We start from the raw sequence: 19,118 nt of genomic DNA, 5'->3' as shown, positions 1-19,118 counted from the left end.
TAACAAAGCCGTTATATGAAGAACAAGGCGCGAACGTGGCGCCATACCCTTGGGAACCTGTTGATGACAAATCGTTTTCTGCGCCTCTTGGCTGAAAAGCCCTTTCTCATGGCCGACGGCGCCACCGGGACCAATCTGTTTCAGATGGGTCTCCAGGCGGGCGACGCCCCAGAAATGTGGAATTTCGACCATGTCGATCGGATCGAGGCGCTGCACCAGGGCTTCGTCGATGCCGGTGCCGATATCATCCTGACCAACAGCTTCGGCGGCACGTCGTATCGCTTGAAACTGCACGGCGCGCAGGACCGCGTGGCCGAGGTCAACCAGCGCGCGGCGGAGATCGCCCGGCGCGTGGCGGACCGCAGTGGCCGGGACGTGGTTGTTGCAGGCTCCATGGGCCCCACGGGTGAGCTGTTCGAACCCCTGGGCTCGCTGTGCATGGAAGACGGCATTGCGGCCTTCCGCGCCCAGGCCCTGGCCCTCAAGGCCGGCGGCGCCGACGTGCTGTGGATTGAGACCATGTCGGCTAAGGAAGAAGTGGCGGCGGCCGTCAAAGGGGCCGCTGCGGCAGGCCTGCCCATCGTCACCACCATGAGCTTTGACACCAACGGCCGCACCATGATGGGCCTGACCCCGGCGGACTTTGTCGATTTCGTGCATACGCTGGACCCGAAGCCGGTCGCATACGGGGCCAATTGCGGCGTCGGCGCCTCGGATCTCACCGCCACCATTGTGCAGCTCGCGGCAGCGGCGCGGCCGGGGGACGTCATCGTCGCCAAGGGCAATGCCGGCATCCCGTACTTTGAGGCCGGCAAGATCAAGTATAACGGCACCCCGGACCTGATGGCCGATTACAGCCGCCTCGCCCGGGATTCCGGTGCCCGGATCGTCGGCGGCTGCTGCGGCACCTCGGCCGAACATCTGGCGCATATGCGCGGCGCCCTGAATGCCCATACGCCGGGCGAGAAGCCCAGTGTCGACGCCATTGTCGCCCGCCTGGGGGCGCTGACCGCCGGCGCCTCGGCCCAGCTCTCCGGTGAAGATCCGGTCCAGGCCACCAAGCGCGCCCGCCGCCGCGACCGCACATCGGCTGGCGACGTAGCTTTCTAATCCGGTTATAACCCTCCATCGCCCGCCGCCCGAAAGGCGCGCGGGCCCTTTTACGTTGGATTTCCCCTGATGACTTCGTTTACCGCCCAGCTCAGCGACATTGCCGGCTCCGTGTTCCAGGCACAGGGTCTCGATCCGGCCTTCGGCCAGGTGATCGTTTCCGGCCGCCCCGACCTTGGCCAGTTCCAGTGCAATGGCGCCCTCGCCGCTGCCAAGGCAGCCAAGCAGAACCCGCGGGCCATTGCCGAGAAGGTTGCCGAGGCCTTGCGCGCCAACCMGGTGTTCCGGGAGGTGTCGCTGGCGGGACCCGGCTTTATCAATCTCAGCGTCACTGACGAATATTTCGCCACGGCCATGAACCGGGTCGCCGCCGACCCGCGCCTTGGCCAGCCGACGAAAGCAAAGCCCGACGTCGTGGTGCTGGATTATGGCGGGCCTAATATCGCCAAGCCCATGCATGTCGGCCATCTGCGCGCCGCCATCATCGGCGATTCCATCCGCCGCATTTTCAAGTTCATCGGCGATGAAACGATCGGCGATGTGCATATGGGCGATTGGGGCCTGCAGATGGGCATGCTGATCTCGGAGCTCGAGATCCGCCAGCCGACGCTGCCCTATTTCGACGCCACTTTCACCGGCCCCTATCCCGCGACCAGCCCGGTTACCTTGAGCGAGCTTGAGGAGATGTATCCGAAGGCGTCCGGCGATTGCAAAGCAGACCCGGCACGGCTTGAACGCGCACGTCTCGCCACAGCGGAATTGCAGGATGGCCGCGCCGGCTACCGCGCGGTGTGGCAGCATTTCTTTGATATCTCCGTCGACGCGATGAAGCGCGACTACGGCAATCTCGGTGTCTATTTCGACCTGTGGAAGGGCGAGGCCTGCGTCAACGACCTTATCCCGCCGATGGTCGAGGACATGAAGAAAAAGGGCATCGCCATCGAGGATAAGGGCGCCCTCATCGTCCCGGTGAAGGAAGAGACCGACAAGCAGGACATCCCGCCGCTTATCCTCATCAAATCCGATGGTGCTGCCATGTACGGCACCACGGATCTTGCCACGATCGTCGACCGCGTCAATTGCCAGAACCCTGACCGCAGCGTCTATGTTGTCGATCACCGGCAGAGCCTGCATTTCGTGCAGGTGTTCCGTGCTGCGATCAAGGCCGGCATCAACGGCAAGGGCAAACTGTTCCATCTTGGCTACGGCACCATGAACGGTGTCGATGGCAAGCCGTTCAAGACGCGGGCCGGTGGCGTTATGCGCCTCGACGATCTCATCCAGATGATGTCGGATGAGGCGATGAAGAAGCTGACCGAACATGGGCTCGGCGCCGATTACACCGAGGCGGAGCGTAGCGATATCGCGAAGAAGGTCGGCATCGCCGCGCTGAAATTCGCCGATCTTAGCAACAATCCGATTGCCAATTACATCTTCGACCTTGACCGCTTCTCGCGCTTCGAAGGCAAGACCGGCCCCTATCTGCTCTACGCCGCCGTGCGCGTGAAATCGTTGCTGAAGAAGGCTGAGGCGCAAGGTTTCTGGTCAGCGGACAAGCAGGCCGTCTGGCCGGGAGACAATAAACCAGGTGTCATCCTGGCGCCGGAGGAAGGCGAGCGCGACCTGATGCTGATGCTGGGTCAGATGCCCGATGCCGTCGATGCTGCCTATGCCGAGTTGGCACCGAACCGGATTGCCGATTTCGCCTTCAACCTCGCGCAGACCTTCAGCAGCTATTACAGCGCCTTTCACATTCTGTCGGAAACCGACGTGGCACGGCGCCAATCACGCCTGGCGCTGGCTGAATTGGTTCTGAAGGAGCTGGAGCTGTGCCTGGAGCTGCTGGGCATCACCACGCCTGAACGGATGTAATGACAGCGCCCACGCTCGCATCGGAACGGCTTCTGATGCGGCCGTGGCGCGAGGGCGACCGCGCGGCTTTCGCGGTACTCAATGCCGACCCGCGGGTGACGGCAACCCTGGGCGGCTCGATGAGCGAAATGGACAGCAATGCGCTTGCTGAGCGCATCGCTGATCATATCGACACGCATGGCTGGGGCCTCTGGGCCATTGAGATTCCCGGCAAGTGCGATTTTGCCGGTTTTGTCGGTCTGTCGCGGCCGCGTTTCGAGGCTGCCTTCACACCCTGTGTTGAGATCGGCTGGCGCCTCGCCCATGAGCATTGGGGCCATGGCTATGCGACCGAAGCAGCGCTGGTGGCGCTGGGCTTCGGATTCACTGTGCTCGATCTGCCGGAGATCGTGTCGTTCACGACAACAACGAACCAGCGCTCACGCGATGTCATGGACCGGATCGGTCTGGTCTATGATCCCAGCGCCGATTTCGATCATCCGATGCTGGCGAAGGATCACCCGCTGCTGCGGCACGTGCTCTATCGGAAGCGGAATCCTAGGCGGTAGCTCCAATTCCAACGTGGGAAGCGTCGCAAGCAGAATTTGACAAATCGTCTAAATTAGACTAAATGACCGCGATGAGCCGTAAACTTCCCAAACCACCGGGTACCCTCGCCCTGCATTTCCCGACCGCTGCCGCCATCGCCGCATTGCTGGCGCCGCAGGCCGAGGTGGTCGTCCATGACCTGCTGAGTGATCGTGTCGCCGGCATCTGGAACGCCTTCTCCAAGCGCGAGATCGGCGACCCGTCGCATCTCGGCGACGACCCGGAACTTATTGGTGAGAAGGATGTCTACGGTCCTTACGAGAAGGCCAGCCCCGAGGGCGGGCGGTTGAAGTCGGTCAGCGCCATCCTGAAGGATGAAGCCGGCCGGCGCATCGGCCTGCTGTGCATCAATTTTGATCTCGCCGTGTTCGATCGCGCCATCGATCTGCTCAACGCCTTCACCAAGGCCGAGCAGCCGCGGCCTGAGCCGATGTTCGCCCAGGACTGGCGTGAGCAGATCAACCTTGCCATCCGCGCCTTCCTGCAGGAACGCCGCCGGACCCTGAAGGCGCTCGACCGCGACGACCGTGTGGCGCTGATGGCCTATCTCGAAGAGCGCAATCTGTTCGCCACGCGGAAAGCCGCGCAGCACGTAGCCGATGCGCTCGGCCTGTCCCGCGCCACCATCTACAATCTGCTCGGCGAAGCCCGCAAAGCCTGAAGGACAAAGCCCATGTCGATGCTGCCTGATTTCCGTCTCGAGACATATCTCGGCAAATGGGAGTTTGCCTGCCGTTACCACATGACGGCATCGGACATGCAAACCTTGAGCCTGAAGGAATTGCTGGCCCTGGCAACGCCGGAAGATCGCGCGATCTTCGAAGACCTGCCTTTGCATTACATCGAACCCGCCGGCACCCCTGCCTTGCGCGCCGCGGTGGCTGCCACTTATCAGGGCGTGAAGCCGGAAGATATCCTGGCGTTTGCCGGCGCCGAGGAAGGCATTTTCTGCGCCATGCATGCGCTGCTGGACAAGGACGATCACGCCATCGTTGTCACGCCAAACTATCAATCCAGCGAGGAATTGCCGCGATCCTTGTGTGCCACCACGGGCGTTGCCCTGGATGTCGACAACAATTGGGCCCTCGACCTCAACGTGATGCGTGCCGCCATTCGCCCCAATACCAAGCTCATTGCCATCAATTTCCCGCACAACCCGACCGGCAAAGTGATCGATCGCGCCACCTTCGACGGGCTGGTGGCGCTGTGCCGGCAGCATGGCATCTGGTTGTTTTCGGACGAGGTCTATCGCGGGCTCGAACGCAGGCCGGAACTGCGCCTACCCTCTGCCATCGAAGCCTATGAGAAAGGCCTGACGCTGGGCGTCATGTCGAAGGCCTATGGTTTGCCAGGCCTGCGCGTGGGCTGGATCGCCTCGCGCGACCATGACCTTCTCTATCGCATGGAGCGGGTGAAGCATTACCTTTCCATCTGCAATGCGGGGCCAAGTGAGCATCTGGCTGTCATCGCTCTCAAAGCCACGGACAAGATCATCGCCCGCAACCAGGCGCTGATCACCAAGAACCTCGTTGCGGTTGACGCCTTCTTTGCCGACTTCCCGGACCTCTTTGACTGGCAGCATCCCGATGGCGGCTGCATCGCCTTCCCGCGCTACCTGGGCAAGGACGGCGTCGAAACTTTCTGCCGCCGCCTGGTCGAAGAAGCCGGCGTCGTCTTGCTGCCGGCCGGCCTCTACCGATCGGAACTTATCTCGACGCCCAGTGACCGCTTCCGGATCGGTTTCGGTCGCACCTATGTGCCGGAAGGACTGGCGGCAATGCGTGCCTATCTGCGCAGCAATCAATAGCGAAGATTGACATCCGCGTTCTGGCTCTCCGCCATCACCAGGGCAGCGTTCGGGATATCGTTGCTGCGTGCCCGCGTTTCGGCAGCAGTTTGCGCGAGGCCGTGATCCAGCCAGCGTTGGATGAGGCGCGCTTCGAGAATCTCCATGGGTACCGGCAGGAACACGGTGAGATCAAAGACCGATTTCAATCGCACCCAGGGTTCGCTTTTCAGCAACAGATAATTGCCTTCCACCAGCAGGATGCGCGCTGCCGGCGTGACGAGCCTCGCCCCGGCGCGGGCAAGATCGCGGTCGCGGTCGAAGACGGGGATCGCGACCTCTGCCTCCCCCGCACGCAGTCGCGTCAGCAAGTTCTGGAAACCGTGGGCATCAAAGGTCTGCGGTGAACCCTTCCGCGCCATCAGATTGCGAGCGACGAGAATGTCATTGTCGAAATGATAGCCATCCATCGGCACGACCAGGGCCGGCTGGCCTTCAATGTCCCGATTGAGGCGGTCACACAAGGCGTCGGCGAGCGTGCTCTTACCGGCACCAGGCGGTCCGGCAATGCCAATCATGACGCGCTGACCCGATGCTGCCTTGTCAGCGATCATGCGTGCCAGCGCTTCTTCGCCTATGTCACGAACTGGAGTCAGCGGGGTTTCGCGATATTGCCGGCCGGCTGCGGCAGGCAGATGGAATGAATACCACCGCCACCATAAGCGAGCTCGATGGCCGGCAGTTGCACGATCTCACGCTTGGGAAAGATGCGCGTGGTGATGTCATAGGCACGCTTGTCTGCCTGGCCATCTTCAAAGGCCGGCAGGATGACGGCGCTGTTGGGCAGATAGAAATTGACATAGGACATGGCGAGACGCCGGCCTTCGGCATCGAAGCGCGGGCGTGGCTGCTCGACTTCGACAATCTCCAATTCGCGCCCGGCCGCGTCGCGGGTTTGGCGCAGGCGCTGGAGATTGTCCGCGCAGACCTTGAAATTGGGGTCGGCCGGATCGCTGCAGGATGTTGCCAGGACCACGCCCGGGCGCACAAAGCGCGCCAGATTTTCGACGTGGCCACCGCGCATATCGTCCTGCAAGCCTTCGCCCAGCCAGATGATGTGCCGCACACCCAGCATCTGGATGAGCTGCTCTTCGACCTGTTCCTTGGTGAGGTTTGGATTGCGATTGGGATTCATCAGGACACTCTCGCTGGTCAGCAAGGTGCCTTCGCCATCGCAATGGACGGCGCCTCCCTCGACGATGAGGGAGCCCACATAGCGCCGCATCTCCAGCCGGTCGAGCAGGATTTCGGCCACTGCCGCATCACGTTCGAAATCGTCGAAACGATGGCCCCAGGCGTTCCAGCCCCAGGTCACGCCGGCGAGCTCGCCCGCCGCATTGGCGACGAAACTCGGCCCGATATCGCGCATCCAGCAATCGTCATGGGCGAGCGAGATCTGGCTGACGCCCGTGCCCGTCGCCAAGGAGACCTCGGCAACGTTTTTCGGCTTGGTGATCATCGAAACGGGTTCAAACTCGGCCACAGTATTGGCGAGTTCAGCGACGCAATCGCGCGCCGCATCAAGATGTTCGCCCCAGCTCTCCGCACGGGTCGGCCACGCCATCCAGCAGCGGGCATGAAGCGCCCACTCGGCCGGAACGGAGAAGCCGTCATCAAAGGGTAAGGACATCCGCTCCCCTGGATATTGGTCCGATCATCCGCGCCCGCCGGCATTGAATTTGCCGACCTTTTTTCCTGCCGACGTGAAACCGGCAGGGCATCCGCAGCACGGGATTTGGCGGGATACTGACCTACTTTTTCGCCAAAGGCAAATCGAGGCGAATGCTCAATTCCTTCAACCGTGCCGGCGGCACTTCGGTCGGCGCCTGCATCAGCAAATCTTCCGCCCGCTGGTTCAAGGGGAAGCAAATAACCTCGCGGATATTCTTCTCTTCGGCCAGCAGCATTACGATCCGGTCAATACCCGGCGCCGAGCCACCGTGCGGCGGCGCGCCGAATTTGAACGCGTTCAGCATACCGCCGAATTTGTCCTCGACCACTGAGCTGGGATATCCGGCAATCTCGAACGCCTTGTACATGATCTCGGCGCGATGGTTTCGGATGGCACCCGACGACAGTTCGATGCCGTTGCACACGATGTCGTACTGGAACGCATTGATGGTGAGCGGATCCTTGGTGAGGAGCGCCTCGAGCCCGCCCTGCGGCATCGAAAATGGATTGTGGCTGAACTCGATCTGGTTGGTATCTTCGTTGAGCTCATACATCGGGAAATCGACGATCCAGCAGAATTCGAACTTCTTCGGATCGATGAGGCCCAATTCCTCGCCGAGGCGTGTACGCACGGCACCGGCGAATTTGGCTGCAGCCAGCTTCTTGTCGCAAGAGAAGAACACGGCATCGCCGTCCTTGAGACCGGCCAGTTCCTTCAACTGTGCAAGGCGCGCTTCATCGAGATTCTTGGCGATCGGACCCTTGGGGCCGGCCGCTTCGAAGATCACGTAGCCGAGGCCCGCAGCACCGTTGGTCTTGGCCCAATCATTGAGCTTGTCGAAGAAAGACCGCGGTTTCCCGGCGGCACCCGGTGCCGGAATAGCGCGGACGATGGACCCGCCCTCGATTGCCTTGGCGAAGATCCCGAAGCCGGAACCACGGAAGACGTCGGTAACGTCGGTGATGCGGATCGGGTTGCGCAGATCCGGCTTGTCGGAGCCATAGCGCAGCATCGATTCCTCGAACGGAATCTGCGGGAAAGGCATTGCAGAGACGATCCGGTCCTCGGCAAATTCCTCGAACACGCCATGGAGCACCGGCTCAATGGCCTGGAACACGTCTTCCTGGGTCACGAACGACATTTCGAAATCGAGCTGGTAGAACTCGCCCGGGCTGCGGTCGGCGCGGCTGTCCTCGTCTCGGAAGCAAGGTGCGATCTGGAAATAGCGGTCAAAACCCGCCACCATGAGCAGCTGCTTGAACTGCTGGGGCGCCTGCGGCAAGGCGTAGAACTTGCCGGGATGAAGGCGCGACGGCACCAGGAAGTCACGAGCCCCTTCCGGCGACGACGAAGTCAGGATCGGCGTCTGGAACTCGGTAAAGCCCTGCGCGATCATGCGACGGCGGAGGCTGGCGATGACATTGGCGCGCAGCATCATGTTGCGATGCACCTTGTCCCGGCGCAGATCCAGGAAACGGTTCTTCAGGCGAATTTCCTCGCCGTAATCTTCCTCGCTATTGACCTGCAGCGGCAGAACCTCGGCGGTGCCCTGAACGGTATATTCCTGGATCACGACCTCGATTTCGCCAGTCGGCATGCGCGGGTTGGCCGTTTCCGGGGTGCGGGCGACGACCTTGCCGGTCACCGTCACGACGCTTTCCAGACGGGTCTGCTCAACCTGTTTGAAGATCGGGTTCGAGATATCGAGCACGCATTGCGTCAGGCCGTAATGGTCCCTGAGATCGATGAACACCAGATTCCCATGGTCGCGCTTGCGATGGATCCAGCCGGAGATGCGGACAGTCTCGCCGGTGTCTTTGGCGCGCAATTGGCCGCAAGTATGGGAACGATAGGCATGCATCTGGGGAAGTCCTTGAAAATAACCGGAATTTGCACCGAAACTCGTACCGAAATCGCTGGGCAAATGACGCGGAAAGCGGCGGATTGTCAAGGGTTTCAGCGGAATTCCGCTTATGCAAACGAGGCTCTTCCCTTGACTCGGGCCCTGTCGTTATAGCTAAACGTGATGAACATGGTAGCCGCGAAACAACAACCCTCAGTGATTGCCGACACCGCCAGTTTGGCCACTTTTTGCCAGCGGCTGTCGTCGGAGCCCTTTGTCGCCATCGATACCGAATTCCTGCGCGACAAGACCTATTGGCCGGTCTTGTGCCTGGTGCAGCTGGCTGGGCCGAACGAGGCCGCAGCCATTGATGCCCTGGCTGAAGGGATTGATCTAACGTCACTTTTTGAACTTCTGGCCAATCCCAACGTGATCAAGGTGTTCCACGCCGCCAGGCAAGATGTGGAAATCTTTGTCCGGATGACTGGCAAGGTGCCGACTCCGCTGGTCGACACCCAGGTCGTCGCGATGGTCTGCGGCTTCGGCGATGCCGCAAGCTATGAGACCCTGGCCACCAAGCTGGCCGGCGCCCGGATCGACAAATCGTCGCGCTTTACCGATTGGTCACACCGGCCGTTGACCGAAAAGCAGCTGACTTATGCTCTGTCCGACGTCACGCATTTGCGGACGGTCTATGAAAAGCTGCACGCCAAGGTAGAAAAATCTGGCCGTGGCCACTGGGTCGAGGATGAGATTGCCATCCTGACCGATCCCAATACCTACCGTGCTGATCCCAACAATGCCTGGATGCGCCTGAAGACCCGCAGCGACAAGCCGCGCTTCCTCGCAGTCCTCAAGGAAATCGCCGCGTGGCGGGAACGAGAGGCCCAGGCCCGCGACCTGCCGCGCAACCGGCTGGTCAAGGACGAGACACTGCTCGAGATCGCGGCTCATCCTCCCCGGGACGTCGACGCCCTATCACGCTGCCGCGGCCTGTCACGCAGCTTTGCCGAGGGCAAGCTCGGCGATGGCGTCCTTGCGGCCGTCCTCCGGGGCCTGGATATGCCTGAGAGCGAAGCGCCAAAGCTCGACCCGCGGCCGGACATCCCGCCGGGATTGGGCCCGATCATCGAGCTGCTACGCGTGCTGCTGAAGTTCCATTGCGATGAGAATGAAGTGGCGCAGAAGCTGATCGCCAGCGCAGGCGATCTTGAGGCCCTAGCCGCCAATGATCATGCCGATGTTCAGGCCCTGAAAGGCTGGCGGCGCGAGATTTTCGGCGAAGAAGCCTTGAAGCTGAAGCACGGCAAGCTGGCGCTCACCACCGCCGGCAAGAAGGTCAAGGTCATCACCCTCGATTAGGGTGGCACAGCTTGCAGCGTCATGCCCGGGCTTGACCCGGGCATCCACGTTTTCCAAGGCACGAGTGGATCCCCGGGTCTTCGCCCGAGGATGACGATTAAATCAAGTTACAACGCCGTTTCCAGTTGGACGATGCTGTCGATGACCATATCGGCGCCATGATCCATCAGATGCTCGCGTAGGCTGACACCCGTCAGCACGCCGATCGCACGCCCTGCCCCACCAGCACGCGCCATGGCCATGTCATGGGGGCTGTCACCCACCACGGCAATCATCGCCGGGCGCAGATTGACGTGGGCGGCAAAGGCCTCGACCATTCCGCCGCCTGGTTTGACGCCATGGCCGGTATCGAAGCCACAGATAAAATCGAGCGAGCCGTGGACGCCGAAGCGCGCCATGGAAGCGCGGGCAGATTCTTCACTGTCCATCGTCGCTATTCCCAGCGACAGACCGCGCGCGCGCAGCCGGGTGAACAGCACGTCGAGATCGGTGACCGGCGTTGCCGCGGTCGCCTGGCGCTTCAAGAACAGCTGATGCACTTCGGCATAAACGGCATCGGCATCAGTGCGGCCGGCAAGGCTTGTCCAAAGCTCGGCAATCTCGCGGTTGCTGCCGGAGGCGATCGGCGATCCTGGGATGTATTTCCCCGTGTCCGGGTCCTTGCCGCTTTCCTTCAGGATGTGACGGGCCTTTGCCGGATCACCGCGTGCGACCATCAGGGCCGCCTCTTCGGTGACAGGCCCCCAGGTCTTGTAGAAATCGAACAGGGTCCCATCCTTGTCGAACAGGATGGCATGGATCGCGTCGGAAATTTGAGGCACTGGCTACACCGCCACCTGGTTCGGAGCTGACGTATTCACCTTGGCATATTCGGTCTGCCGCAACATGCCACGATAGATTTCATGCTCGCCCACGACCCCCAGCAGCGCACCGTCATCGCCAAGAAGGATCATCGGCCGCTTGGTCTGCTGGCGCACGGTGACCGCAGCCCGCATCGGCGTCCGGTCGAGACCTGTCACCATCTGGTTGCTTTCTGCGATGGCCGCCATGTCGAGGTCGCTGGCATAGGTGACGAATTCACCTGGACGTCCGTTGACCATGAGGTTGATCGGACGGCCGGCTTCATCGAGCTGGCAGCGGCACCGCCCGGCACGATCGAGCTGGATGAAGCTCGATCCTGGTTCGCGCACCAGATCGCTTGCCGGCCGCATCAGGGTGCCGCCTTTCAAGACGGTCAGCGGATTCATCGAGGCCACGAATTGGCGGACATAGTCGTTGACCGGGTTGAGGATGATCTCCTCCGGCACCGCGAACTGCACGACCTTGCCAGCCTCCATGATGGCGATGCGCGTGCCGATCTTGAGCGCCTCGTCGAGATCGTGGCTGACGAAGATGATCGTCTTCTTCAGCTTGCGCTGCAATTCGATGAGTTCGTCCTGCAGATGTTCGCGGATGAGCGGATCGAGGGCCGAGAACGGCTCGTCCATCAGCAGAATTTCGGCTTCCGTTGCGAAAGAGCGTGCGAGACCGACGCGCTGCTGCATGCCGCCCGAGAGTTCGTGTGGGAACTTGTTGGCAAAGCGGTCGAGACGCACGAGTGCGATCTTCTCGTCCACGATCCGGTCGCGCTCTGCTTTCTCCATGCCGCGAATATCGAGGCCGAATCCAACATTGTCGCGCACCGTCAACCAAGGCATCAACGCAAATTGCTGGAACACCATCGAGATGCGGTTGCGGCGCAGGTCCCGCAACGTTTCCTCGGAACAATTGGCGACGTCGACCTCGCCCTTTTTCGTCGCCACCATGACGTGGCCGCGCGATACCTGGTTGAGACCGTTGACACAGCGGAGCAGTGACGATTTGCCGGAGCCGGATAGCCCCATGAGAACGAGGATTTCGCCCTCATTGACGAAGAGAGACGCGTCGTGGACGGCAACCAGTGAACCGGTCTTGTCGAGGATGCTGTCGCGCCCCTCGCCAGCGTCCAGCAAAGACAAGGCTTCCTTGCTACGTTGGCCGAAGATGACATCGACATTTTCGAAGCGGACGGCGTTAAGTGAGCTCATAGTCTGATCCTCCGCCTACGACTTCGGTTTCTTGGTATATCGACGTTGCCTGATGATGCGGTCAAGGATGATGGCTAGAATGACAATCGTGATTCCACCCTCCACGCCCAACGGAACATTACGTTGATTGAGAGCACGAATGACCGGCGCACCGACACCACCGGCACCGACAAGTGTTGAGATAACCACCATCGACAGAGATAGCATGATAGTTTGATTGACGCCCGCCATGATCGTCGGCAACGCCGCTGGCAACTTTACTTTGATCAGCAGCTGCCACTTTGTGCAGCCAAAGCTCTCGCCAGCCTCGATTAGCGGCTTCTGCACCTGACTAATTCCAAGATAGGTCAGTCGAATTGGCGATGGCACCACAAATATGACGGTCGCGATCAAGCCGGGCACTGGGCCAAGGCCGAAGAATATCAGCACTGGGATCAGATAGACGAACGTTGGCAAGGTCTGCATCAAATCCAGGATTGGACTCAGTACTTGATAAATGATGGGGCGCCGCGAAGCCATGATGCCGACGGGCACACCTATGAGCAACGATACCAATGTGGCGTAGAGCACTAGTACGAGCGTCTCGATTGTCGGCTTCCAGAGATCGAAGTTGAGCGTCAACAGCAATCCGAACACAACAAATACGGACAACTTCCAGCTGCGTTGCAGAAAGTAGGCCAGTGCGGATGCCAGTAGGATAAAAACAAGCGCTGGGACCGACAGAAACACGTCGACGCTGCTTTGAATGATCGCATCGAGAAAAGTGGTCAGGCGGTCAAACGCGAATTCAAAATTGTCCCGCAGCCACTCAACAGCAATCTTGCTCCATTCACCCAATGGAACTCGGTGTTCCCGCGCCGAAATCCATTTGGCGATCTCGTTCAGCCATTCCATGCTCTGCCCCCAGCAATGTTCGGCGATATTATCTGAGCTTTATGAAGAAAAGCGGCCTTGGCAAGGAATCCCTTGGCCAAGGCCGCCCATATCACAGCATTCGAATTAGAGACCGAGGTTCTTCTTCACAGCGGCAGCACCGTCCTGACCGTCGAAGGTCGTGACGCCAGCGAGCCAGGTGTCGAGTACCGCCGGGTTGGCTTTCAGCCATGCAGCACCGGCTGCTTCGCCATCCGTGCCAGCGAGGACTTCCTTCATGACATCGGATTCCATCGGCAGCGTGAATTCAAGATTGGCGAGCAACTTGCCGATATTGGCGCAGTCGGCGGTATAGCCGGGGCGAGTCAGCGCATTGATCTTCGCTTCGCCGAAGCCGTCTTTTTCGAAGCCGGAGAGGTAATAAAGCGGCATACCGCCCATGACGGGATGCGGTGCCCAGCCCAGGAACACAATCCATTCCTGCTTCTTAATGGCCTTTTCGGCCTGGACCAGCATGCCCTGTTCCGAGGATTCCACCAGTTCCCAGCCATCGAGGCCGTTCGCCGGATCGTCGATCTTGGCCTGGACGATCTTGTTGCCGTCATTGCCCGGTTCGATGCCGTAGAACTTGCTCTCGAACTTCTCACCATTGGCGGCAAGGTCCTTGAGGTCCTTCACGCCGGCATCGGCCACATATTGCGGCACCACGGGGCCGTAACCGGCGCCCTTCAGGTTCGGCTGCAGGGAATCGATCGACTTTTCATCGAGATAGGGCTGCACGTTGGCGGCGTTGGACGGCATCCAATTGTCGAGGAACAGGTCGAGATCCTTGTTCTTCAGACCCTCGAGGATGATCGGCAGGCCGAGGACATCATCCTTCACTTCATAGCCGAGCGGCTTCACGATGTTCTTAAAGAGGCCGTTCTGGGCGGTATTGTCGGTCCAGCCCACATCCGCCATGCGGATGGTCTTGCAGGAATCAGCTTCGGCCGCCTGCGCCGCCGAATTGGCCGCAACAGCCAAAACCAGCGACATCGCCGAAGCGGCGAGCAGTTTACGCATCAACATTGGTGACTCTCCCATTTTCCGTTGCCATCCCTTGAGCCTGCCCCACACAGGGTTCCCTGTGCTTTTCGGTCGTTCTACGCCCGGTCGATCTTGTGCCGCGCTTGAGGGCGACTTCAAAGTTAGGGGCAAATTGGCAAAAAAGTTTCGCCAGGACGCCATATTATCGTCGGTAGACGGCAATTCCCACAGTTTTTTTTGATTGATCGTCCAATATAAAACCATCAGGATGCCTCTCCCGCGGTTTAGGGGCGGGCAAGACGGATTGTGGGGCGCGCTGACCGGGCCGGCAATAGGGTCCCGGATCAAAGTTCCGCGAGGAAAGCGATGCCAAAAGTTGGGATGGAGGAAATCAGGCGCCGGCAATTGATCGATGCGACCATCGCCTCGATCCACGAAATCGGCTTTGCCGATGCCAGCCTGTCGCGCATTTCCGCCAAAGCCGGGGTTTCGACCGGGATCGTCCATCATTATTTCAAGGACAAGGCCGACCTACTGGAGGCCACCCTGCGCCAGTTGGGCGATCGCCTGCGGGATTCGGTGGTGGAGCGGCTGAAGGATGCAAGCTCGCCGGTCGAACGGTTGCTGGCGGTGATCGACGGCAATATCGGCCCGGACCAGTTCACGCCGCAGGGCGTCTCGGCCTGGCTCGCCTTCTGGGCCCAGGTGCCGAAGAACGTGCGTCTTGCCCGCGTGCAGAACATCATCATCTCGCGTCTCCACGACAATCTGGTTCATGCCCTCAAGCTGATGGGCCGGCACGATGCGGATGACATTGCGCGCGTCACGGCAGCCCTCATCGACGGCCTGTGGCTGCGCGCTGCCCTCTCAACACAGGGCCCTGACCCGCGCGATGCGCGACGCCTGGTGCTCGACTATCTCAATGCCAAGCTCGACATGAAACTTGGGTAAGCTCTCTGGGGAACAAAGTTATGAAGTTTGATGCCACCTTCGACTATGTCATCGTCGGCGCCGGTTCTGCCGGCTGCGCGTTGACCAATCGCCTGAGCGAAGACCCGACTCTCAAGGTCTGCGTGCTTGAGGCCGGGCCGAAGGACCATTGGTGGAACTGGCAGATCCATATGCCGGCAGCATTGATGTATAACCTCTGCCACGAGCGCTACAATTGGTACTACCACACGGAACCGCAGCCCTTCATGGACAACCGCGTCATGTATTGGCCGCGGGGGCGCGTGCTGGGCGGATCTTCGTCCTTGAACGCCATGGTCTATATTCGCGGCCATGCCTTGGATTACGATCGCTGGGCTTTCAAGGAAAACTGCCCCGGCTGGTCGTATCAGGAAATTCTGCCCTATTTCAAACGCGCCGAGACACGTGAAGCAGGCGGTGACGCCTATCACGGTGATAGCGGCCCCTTGAACGTCCATACCGGTGATCAACAAAATCCGCTGTTCGACGCGTTCATCGAAGCAGCCCAGCAGGCCGGTTATCCTTACACCAAGGACATGAACGGCTATCAGCAGGAAGGCGTCGGCCGGATGGACATGACCATCAAGAACGGCCGCCGCTGGTCCGCGGCTCAAGCCTATCTGCGCACGGCGGAGAAGCGTACCAACGTCACCGTGGAAACGCGCGCCCTCACCACCCGCATCATCCTCGAAGGCAAGCGTGCCGTTGGCGTCGAGTTTGTGCAGGATGGCCAGGTCAAGCGCTACCGGGCCGATCGCGAAGTCATCTGTTCCGGCGGCGCCATCAACTCGCCGCAGCTTTTGATGCTGTCCGGCATTGGCCCGGCCGATCACCTGCGCGAAGTAGGTGTCGAGGTGAAGCACGATCTGCCGGGCGTCGGGCAGAATCTGCAAGAACATCTGGAGATGTATATCCAGCAGCAATGCGTCAAACCGATCACGCTCTATACCTATACCAAACCGGTGCCGATGGCCTTGGCCGGCATGCGCTGGTTCATGGATCACAAGGGCGTCTGCGCCTCCGCACAGCTGGAGGCCGGTGGCTTCATCCGCTCGTCAGCCGGGTTCGAACATCCCAACCTGCAGTTCCACTTCCTGCCCTCGACCGTCAACGATCATGGACGCAAGAACGGCACATCCCACGCCTATCAGGTCCATATCGGCAACATGCGGCAAGAGGCACGCGGCTGGATCAAGCTGAAGTCGAACAATCCCAAGGATCACCCGCGCATCCAGCCCTTCTATCTGCAGACAGAGAATGATCGGCGCGAGTTTCGCGACGCCGTCAAATTGACCCGCGAGATCTTTGCGCAGAAGGCCTTTGACCAATATCGCGGCCCGGAAATCAACCCGGGCGACAATGTGCGAACCGATGAGGAGATCGATGCCTTCATCCGGCGCCGGGGCGACAGCGCCTATCATCCCTCCTGCTCCTGCAAGATGGGCACCGATGACATGGCGGTGGTCGATCCGCAGGCACGGGTTCATGGGGTGGAAGGGTTGCGCGTGGCCGACGCCTCGATCATGCCCTCGATCGTCAGCGGCAATCTCAATGCCCCGACCATCATGATGGCTGAGAAGTGCAGCGACATGATCCTGGGCAAGACACCCCTGCCTGCCGCCAACGCGCCAGTCTATGCCTCGCCGAACTGGCAGACTTCGCAGCGCTAGTGGGTAAAGAACCCCGGCGATCAGCGGTCGCCGGGATCCTCGTCATTGTAATAGAATTCCGGCAGCGGATCGGTACGCGGATCGAGTGCGTTCGCGATCGCTGAGGTTGTCTGCATCGAGACGAAGGTAGTCTGTTCCGCGGCAGGGCGTGCCTGGCGTGCCAGCATGCGATAGGCGGTAAAGATGACGATGGCCGAGGCGACAACCGCGAGATAAACGAACAGCGCCGACGGCCCGAAGCGACCCATGAAGAAGGACGCGATCAACGGCCCCACGGTCCCACCAATCGCCCAGACCAGCAGCAGGCCGCCTGAGGCGCCCACCATGTCGGCCCGGTCGACATAGTCGTAAGCCTGCGCCACGGCCAAGGGATAGATCGTGGCAAGCGCGCCACCGAGGAAGACGACCGCCACCAGCAGCGTGGTGAGCGACGCACCACCAAAGCTGAACACGCTGAGGACAGCACTGGACACGACGCACATGATCAGCACGAACAACAATACAGTACGGCGGTCGTAGCGGTCCGAGAGACGGCCGATCGGCCATTGCATGACCAGGCCGCCGAAGATCGGGACGCCCATGAAGAGCGAGATCTGTAAAACGGTAAGGTGCAGGCTGCTGGCATAAATGGCGCCAAGCGCATAAAACGCGCCGGAAAGCATGCCGGCACCCCAGGTCGCGATGACACCCAGCGGCGACGCGCGGTAAAGAACACGCAGGCCCAGCCGCTTGACGCCGCCCAACTCCGGGCCAGCAACCCTGGTCAGCACCACCGGCACCAGCGACAGCGACATCAGCAGCGCGCCGAGACAGAACAGGCCAAGACCTTCGATCTCCAGCGCATTGATCAACAACTGTCCGATGAGTGAGGCGAGATAGGTGGTGACGAGATAAATCGACAGGACCTGCCCGCGACCGTCATTGCTGGTCTTCACGTTGAGCCAGCTTTCGATGGTCGCATAGAGTGCTGCGACGCAGAAGCCGGTCAAGGCACGCATGACAGCCCAGAGTGTTACATCGAACACCAAGGCATGGACCAGCGAGGTCGCCGTGGCGAGCGCCGCAAATGCCGCAAAGGCACGGATATGGCCGACACGACGAATGATACCCTGCCCCAGGACGCTGCCAACCATGAAGCCCAGGTAATAAGCCGACATGACCAAGCCAGAGATGTCCGGCGAGACCTTCTCGATTCCGAGGCGCACCGGCAAAAGAATGCCGATCAGGCCATTGCCCAACACCAGCAGGCCAGCGCCGAACAAAAGCGAGAAAACGGGCCTAAGAACGAGCAGCACGAGCATCCACCTGCGGCAAGGGTTTGGGCGAATAGACCACAAAGAGCAGGCCAATCAGCGTGAGAATGCCGGCGACAATTTCGATCACCGACAATTCCTCGCCCAGCATCAAGGCCGACGCCGCGATTCCGAAAATCGGCACCATGAGCGAGAACGGCGCCACGACACTCGCAGAATAGAGCCGCAGCAGATAGACCCAAAGCGAGAAACCGATGATGGTCGAGGCCCAGGCGATATAGAGCACGGACAATATGCCACTCCAACTGAGACCAGACAGCGTCGCCATGATGCGGTCCGGCCCCTCGAAGGCATAGGAGAGTCCCATCATCGGCAGGGGTGGAATGATCGCTACCCAGATGATGAGGTTGAGCATGTTGGGTGCCTTCGCCTGCTTCATCAGGATGTTGGCGTAGCCCCAGGCGCAAGCTGCCGCGACCACGAGCACCAGGCCAATAAGACTGGTCTCCTGCGCACGCTCAAAGCCGATAAGCGCCAAGCCACAGGTGGCCAGGCCGATACCGGCCAGCTGCGCCGGCCGCAGGCGCTCACCCAGTAGGATGGCGGCAAAGATAACCGTAAACAGCGCCTGTGCCTGGAGAACCAGGGAGGACAGGCCCGCCGGCATGCCAAGATCCATCCCCAGAAACAGCAGGCCGAATTTTACCACGCCGAAGACAAGGCCAATGGACAGAATCCAGCGCCAGCTGACGCACGGCCGCCCCACAAACAAAATCATCGGCACCAGGACCGCTACAAAGCGCAGCGCTGAGAGCAAAAAAGGCGGAAAGTCCTTGAGCCCGATCTTGATTGCGACAAAATTGATGCCCCACAGGGCTGCAACCAACAGGGCCAGGGCGATATGCTTCGATTTCATGGTGTAGCTTCCATGACAGGCGGACCTGACGGACAATAGGCTGGCTACCATG

General features: G+C 60.5%; 17 protein-coding genes. 8 read left to right on the top strand and 9 right to left on the bottom strand.

Annotated features, from left to right (window positions below; genetic code table 11):
* Window positions 1–63 precede the first annotated feature (63 nt).
* The 5 genes from bmt to AC1DWZ_RS23115 all read left to right on the top strand — a co-directional run bounded on the left by bmt (window position 64) and on the right by AC1DWZ_RS23115 (window position 5,377).
* Window positions 64–1,110, top strand: a complete 1,047-nt coding sequence (gene bmt / locus AC1DWZ_RS23135; protein ID WP_477171316.1) for a betaine--homocysteine S-methyltransferase — start codon at window positions 64–66, stop codon at window positions 1,108–1,110.
* A 69-nt stretch (window positions 1,111–1,179) separates the two neighbouring features.
* A complete protein-coding gene (argS, locus tag AC1DWZ_RS23130) occupies window positions 1,180–2,982 on the top strand; it encodes an arginine--tRNA ligase (RefSeq protein WP_477171315.1) in 1,803 nt (600 codons plus the stop codon).
* Window positions 2,982–3,530 (top strand): GNAT family N-acetyltransferase, encoded by a 549-nt coding sequence (locus AC1DWZ_RS23125; protein ID WP_477171314.1) that lies wholly within the window; start codon window positions 2,982–2,984, stop codon window positions 3,528–3,530. The genes argS and AC1DWZ_RS23125 overlap by 1 nt, the downstream gene beginning before the upstream one ends.
* A gap of 71 nt (window positions 3,531–3,601) precedes the next feature.
* The gene (locus AC1DWZ_RS23120) at window positions 3,602–4,231 is read left to right on the top strand and encodes a helix-turn-helix transcriptional regulator (protein WP_477171313.1); all 630 of its coding nucleotides are present in this window, start codon (window positions 3,602–3,604) and stop codon (window positions 4,229–4,231) included.
* A 12-nt stretch (window positions 4,232–4,243) separates the two neighbouring features.
* Window positions 4,244–5,377 carry an aminotransferase class I/II-fold pyridoxal phosphate-dependent enzyme gene (locus tag AC1DWZ_RS23115; protein ID WP_477171312.1) on the top strand — a complete coding sequence of 378 codons (1,134 nt, stop codon included), beginning with the start codon at window positions 4,244–4,246 and terminating at the stop codon, window positions 5,375–5,377.
* On the opposite strand, the gene AC1DWZ_RS23110 is transcribed toward AC1DWZ_RS23115, so the two are convergent.
* From AC1DWZ_RS23110 to aspS, 3 genes are all read right to left on the bottom strand, one after another.
* Window positions 5,371–5,994: a nucleoside triphosphate hydrolase gene (locus AC1DWZ_RS23110; RefSeq protein ID WP_477171432.1), complete on the bottom strand. Its 624-nt coding sequence runs from the start codon at window positions 5,992–5,994 to the stop codon at window positions 5,371–5,373. The genes AC1DWZ_RS23115 and AC1DWZ_RS23110 overlap by 7 nt on opposite strands.
* Before the next feature lie 14 nt (window positions 5,995–6,008).
* Window positions 6,009–7,046, bottom strand: a complete 1,038-nt coding sequence (locus AC1DWZ_RS23105; protein WP_477171311.1) for an agmatine deiminase family protein — start codon at window positions 7,044–7,046, stop codon at window positions 6,009–6,011.
* A 121-nt stretch (window positions 7,047–7,167) separates the two neighbouring features.
* Entirely contained in the window at window positions 7,168–8,949 is a 1,782-nt protein-coding gene (gene aspS, locus AC1DWZ_RS23100) for an aspartate--tRNA ligase (protein WP_477171310.1), read from the bottom strand.
* 165 nt (window positions 8,950–9,114) lie between these two features.
* Between aspS and rnd the strand changes: the two genes are divergently transcribed.
* Window positions 9,115–10,293 (top strand): ribonuclease D, encoded by a 1,179-nt coding sequence (gene rnd / locus AC1DWZ_RS23095; protein WP_477171309.1) that lies wholly within the window; start codon window positions 9,115–9,117, stop codon window positions 10,291–10,293.
* Window positions 10,294–10,400: 107 nt separating this feature from the next.
* Here rnd and AC1DWZ_RS23090 read toward each other — a convergent pair whose 3' ends face one another.
* The 4 genes from AC1DWZ_RS23090 to AC1DWZ_RS23075 form a co-directional block, all read right to left on the bottom strand.
* On the bottom strand, window positions 10,401–11,114 hold the full coding sequence (locus tag AC1DWZ_RS23090) for an HAD family hydrolase (protein ID WP_477171308.1): 714 nt from the start codon (window positions 11,112–11,114) through the stop codon (window positions 10,401–10,403).
* A gap of 3 nt (window positions 11,115–11,117) precedes the next feature.
* Window positions 11,118–12,359 carry a choline ABC transporter ATP-binding protein gene (gene choV / locus AC1DWZ_RS23085; RefSeq protein ID WP_477171307.1) on the bottom strand — a complete coding sequence of 414 codons (1,242 nt, stop codon included), beginning with the start codon at window positions 12,357–12,359 and terminating at the stop codon, window positions 11,118–11,120.
* Window positions 12,360–12,374: 15 nt separating this feature from the next.
* Entirely contained in the window at window positions 12,375–13,253 is an 879-nt protein-coding gene (gene choW, locus AC1DWZ_RS23080) for a choline ABC transporter permease subunit (protein WP_477171306.1), read from the bottom strand.
* A 105-nt stretch (window positions 13,254–13,358) separates the two neighbouring features.
* Window positions 13,359–14,300 (bottom strand): glycine betaine ABC transporter substrate-binding protein, encoded by a 942-nt coding sequence (locus AC1DWZ_RS23075; protein WP_477171305.1) that lies wholly within the window; start codon window positions 14,298–14,300, stop codon window positions 13,359–13,361.
* A gap of 324 nt (window positions 14,301–14,624) precedes the next feature.
* On the opposite strand from AC1DWZ_RS23075, the gene betI reads away from it, so the two are divergent.
* The gene (gene betI, locus AC1DWZ_RS23070; protein ID WP_477171304.1) at window positions 14,625–15,209 is read left to right on the top strand and encodes a transcriptional regulator BetI; all 585 of its coding nucleotides are present in this window, start codon (window positions 14,625–14,627) and stop codon (window positions 15,207–15,209) included.
* A 20-nt stretch (window positions 15,210–15,229) separates the two neighbouring features.
* A complete protein-coding gene (gene betA / locus AC1DWZ_RS23065; protein ID WP_477171303.1) occupies window positions 15,230–16,897 on the top strand; it encodes a choline dehydrogenase in 1,668 nt (555 codons plus the stop codon).
* Between the two features lie 20 nt (window positions 16,898–16,917).
* Here betA and AC1DWZ_RS23060 read toward each other — a convergent pair whose 3' ends face one another.
* On the bottom strand, window positions 16,918–18,192 hold the full coding sequence (locus tag AC1DWZ_RS23060; protein WP_477171302.1) for an MFS transporter: 1,275 nt from the start codon (window positions 18,190–18,192) through the stop codon (window positions 16,918–16,920).
* The gene (locus AC1DWZ_RS23055; protein ID WP_477171301.1) at window positions 18,176–19,066 is read right to left on the bottom strand and encodes an EamA family transporter; all 891 of its coding nucleotides are present in this window, start codon (window positions 19,064–19,066) and stop codon (window positions 18,176–18,178) included. The genes AC1DWZ_RS23060 and AC1DWZ_RS23055 overlap by 17 nt, the downstream gene beginning before the upstream one ends.
* Window positions 19,067–19,118 lie beyond the last annotated feature (52 nt).

The organism is Dongia sp. P2_B8 (genome assembly GCF_056404715.1).
The sequence above is the reverse complement of the archived record's forward strand: the minus strand, read 5'-3'. Positions and strand labels throughout refer to the sequence as shown.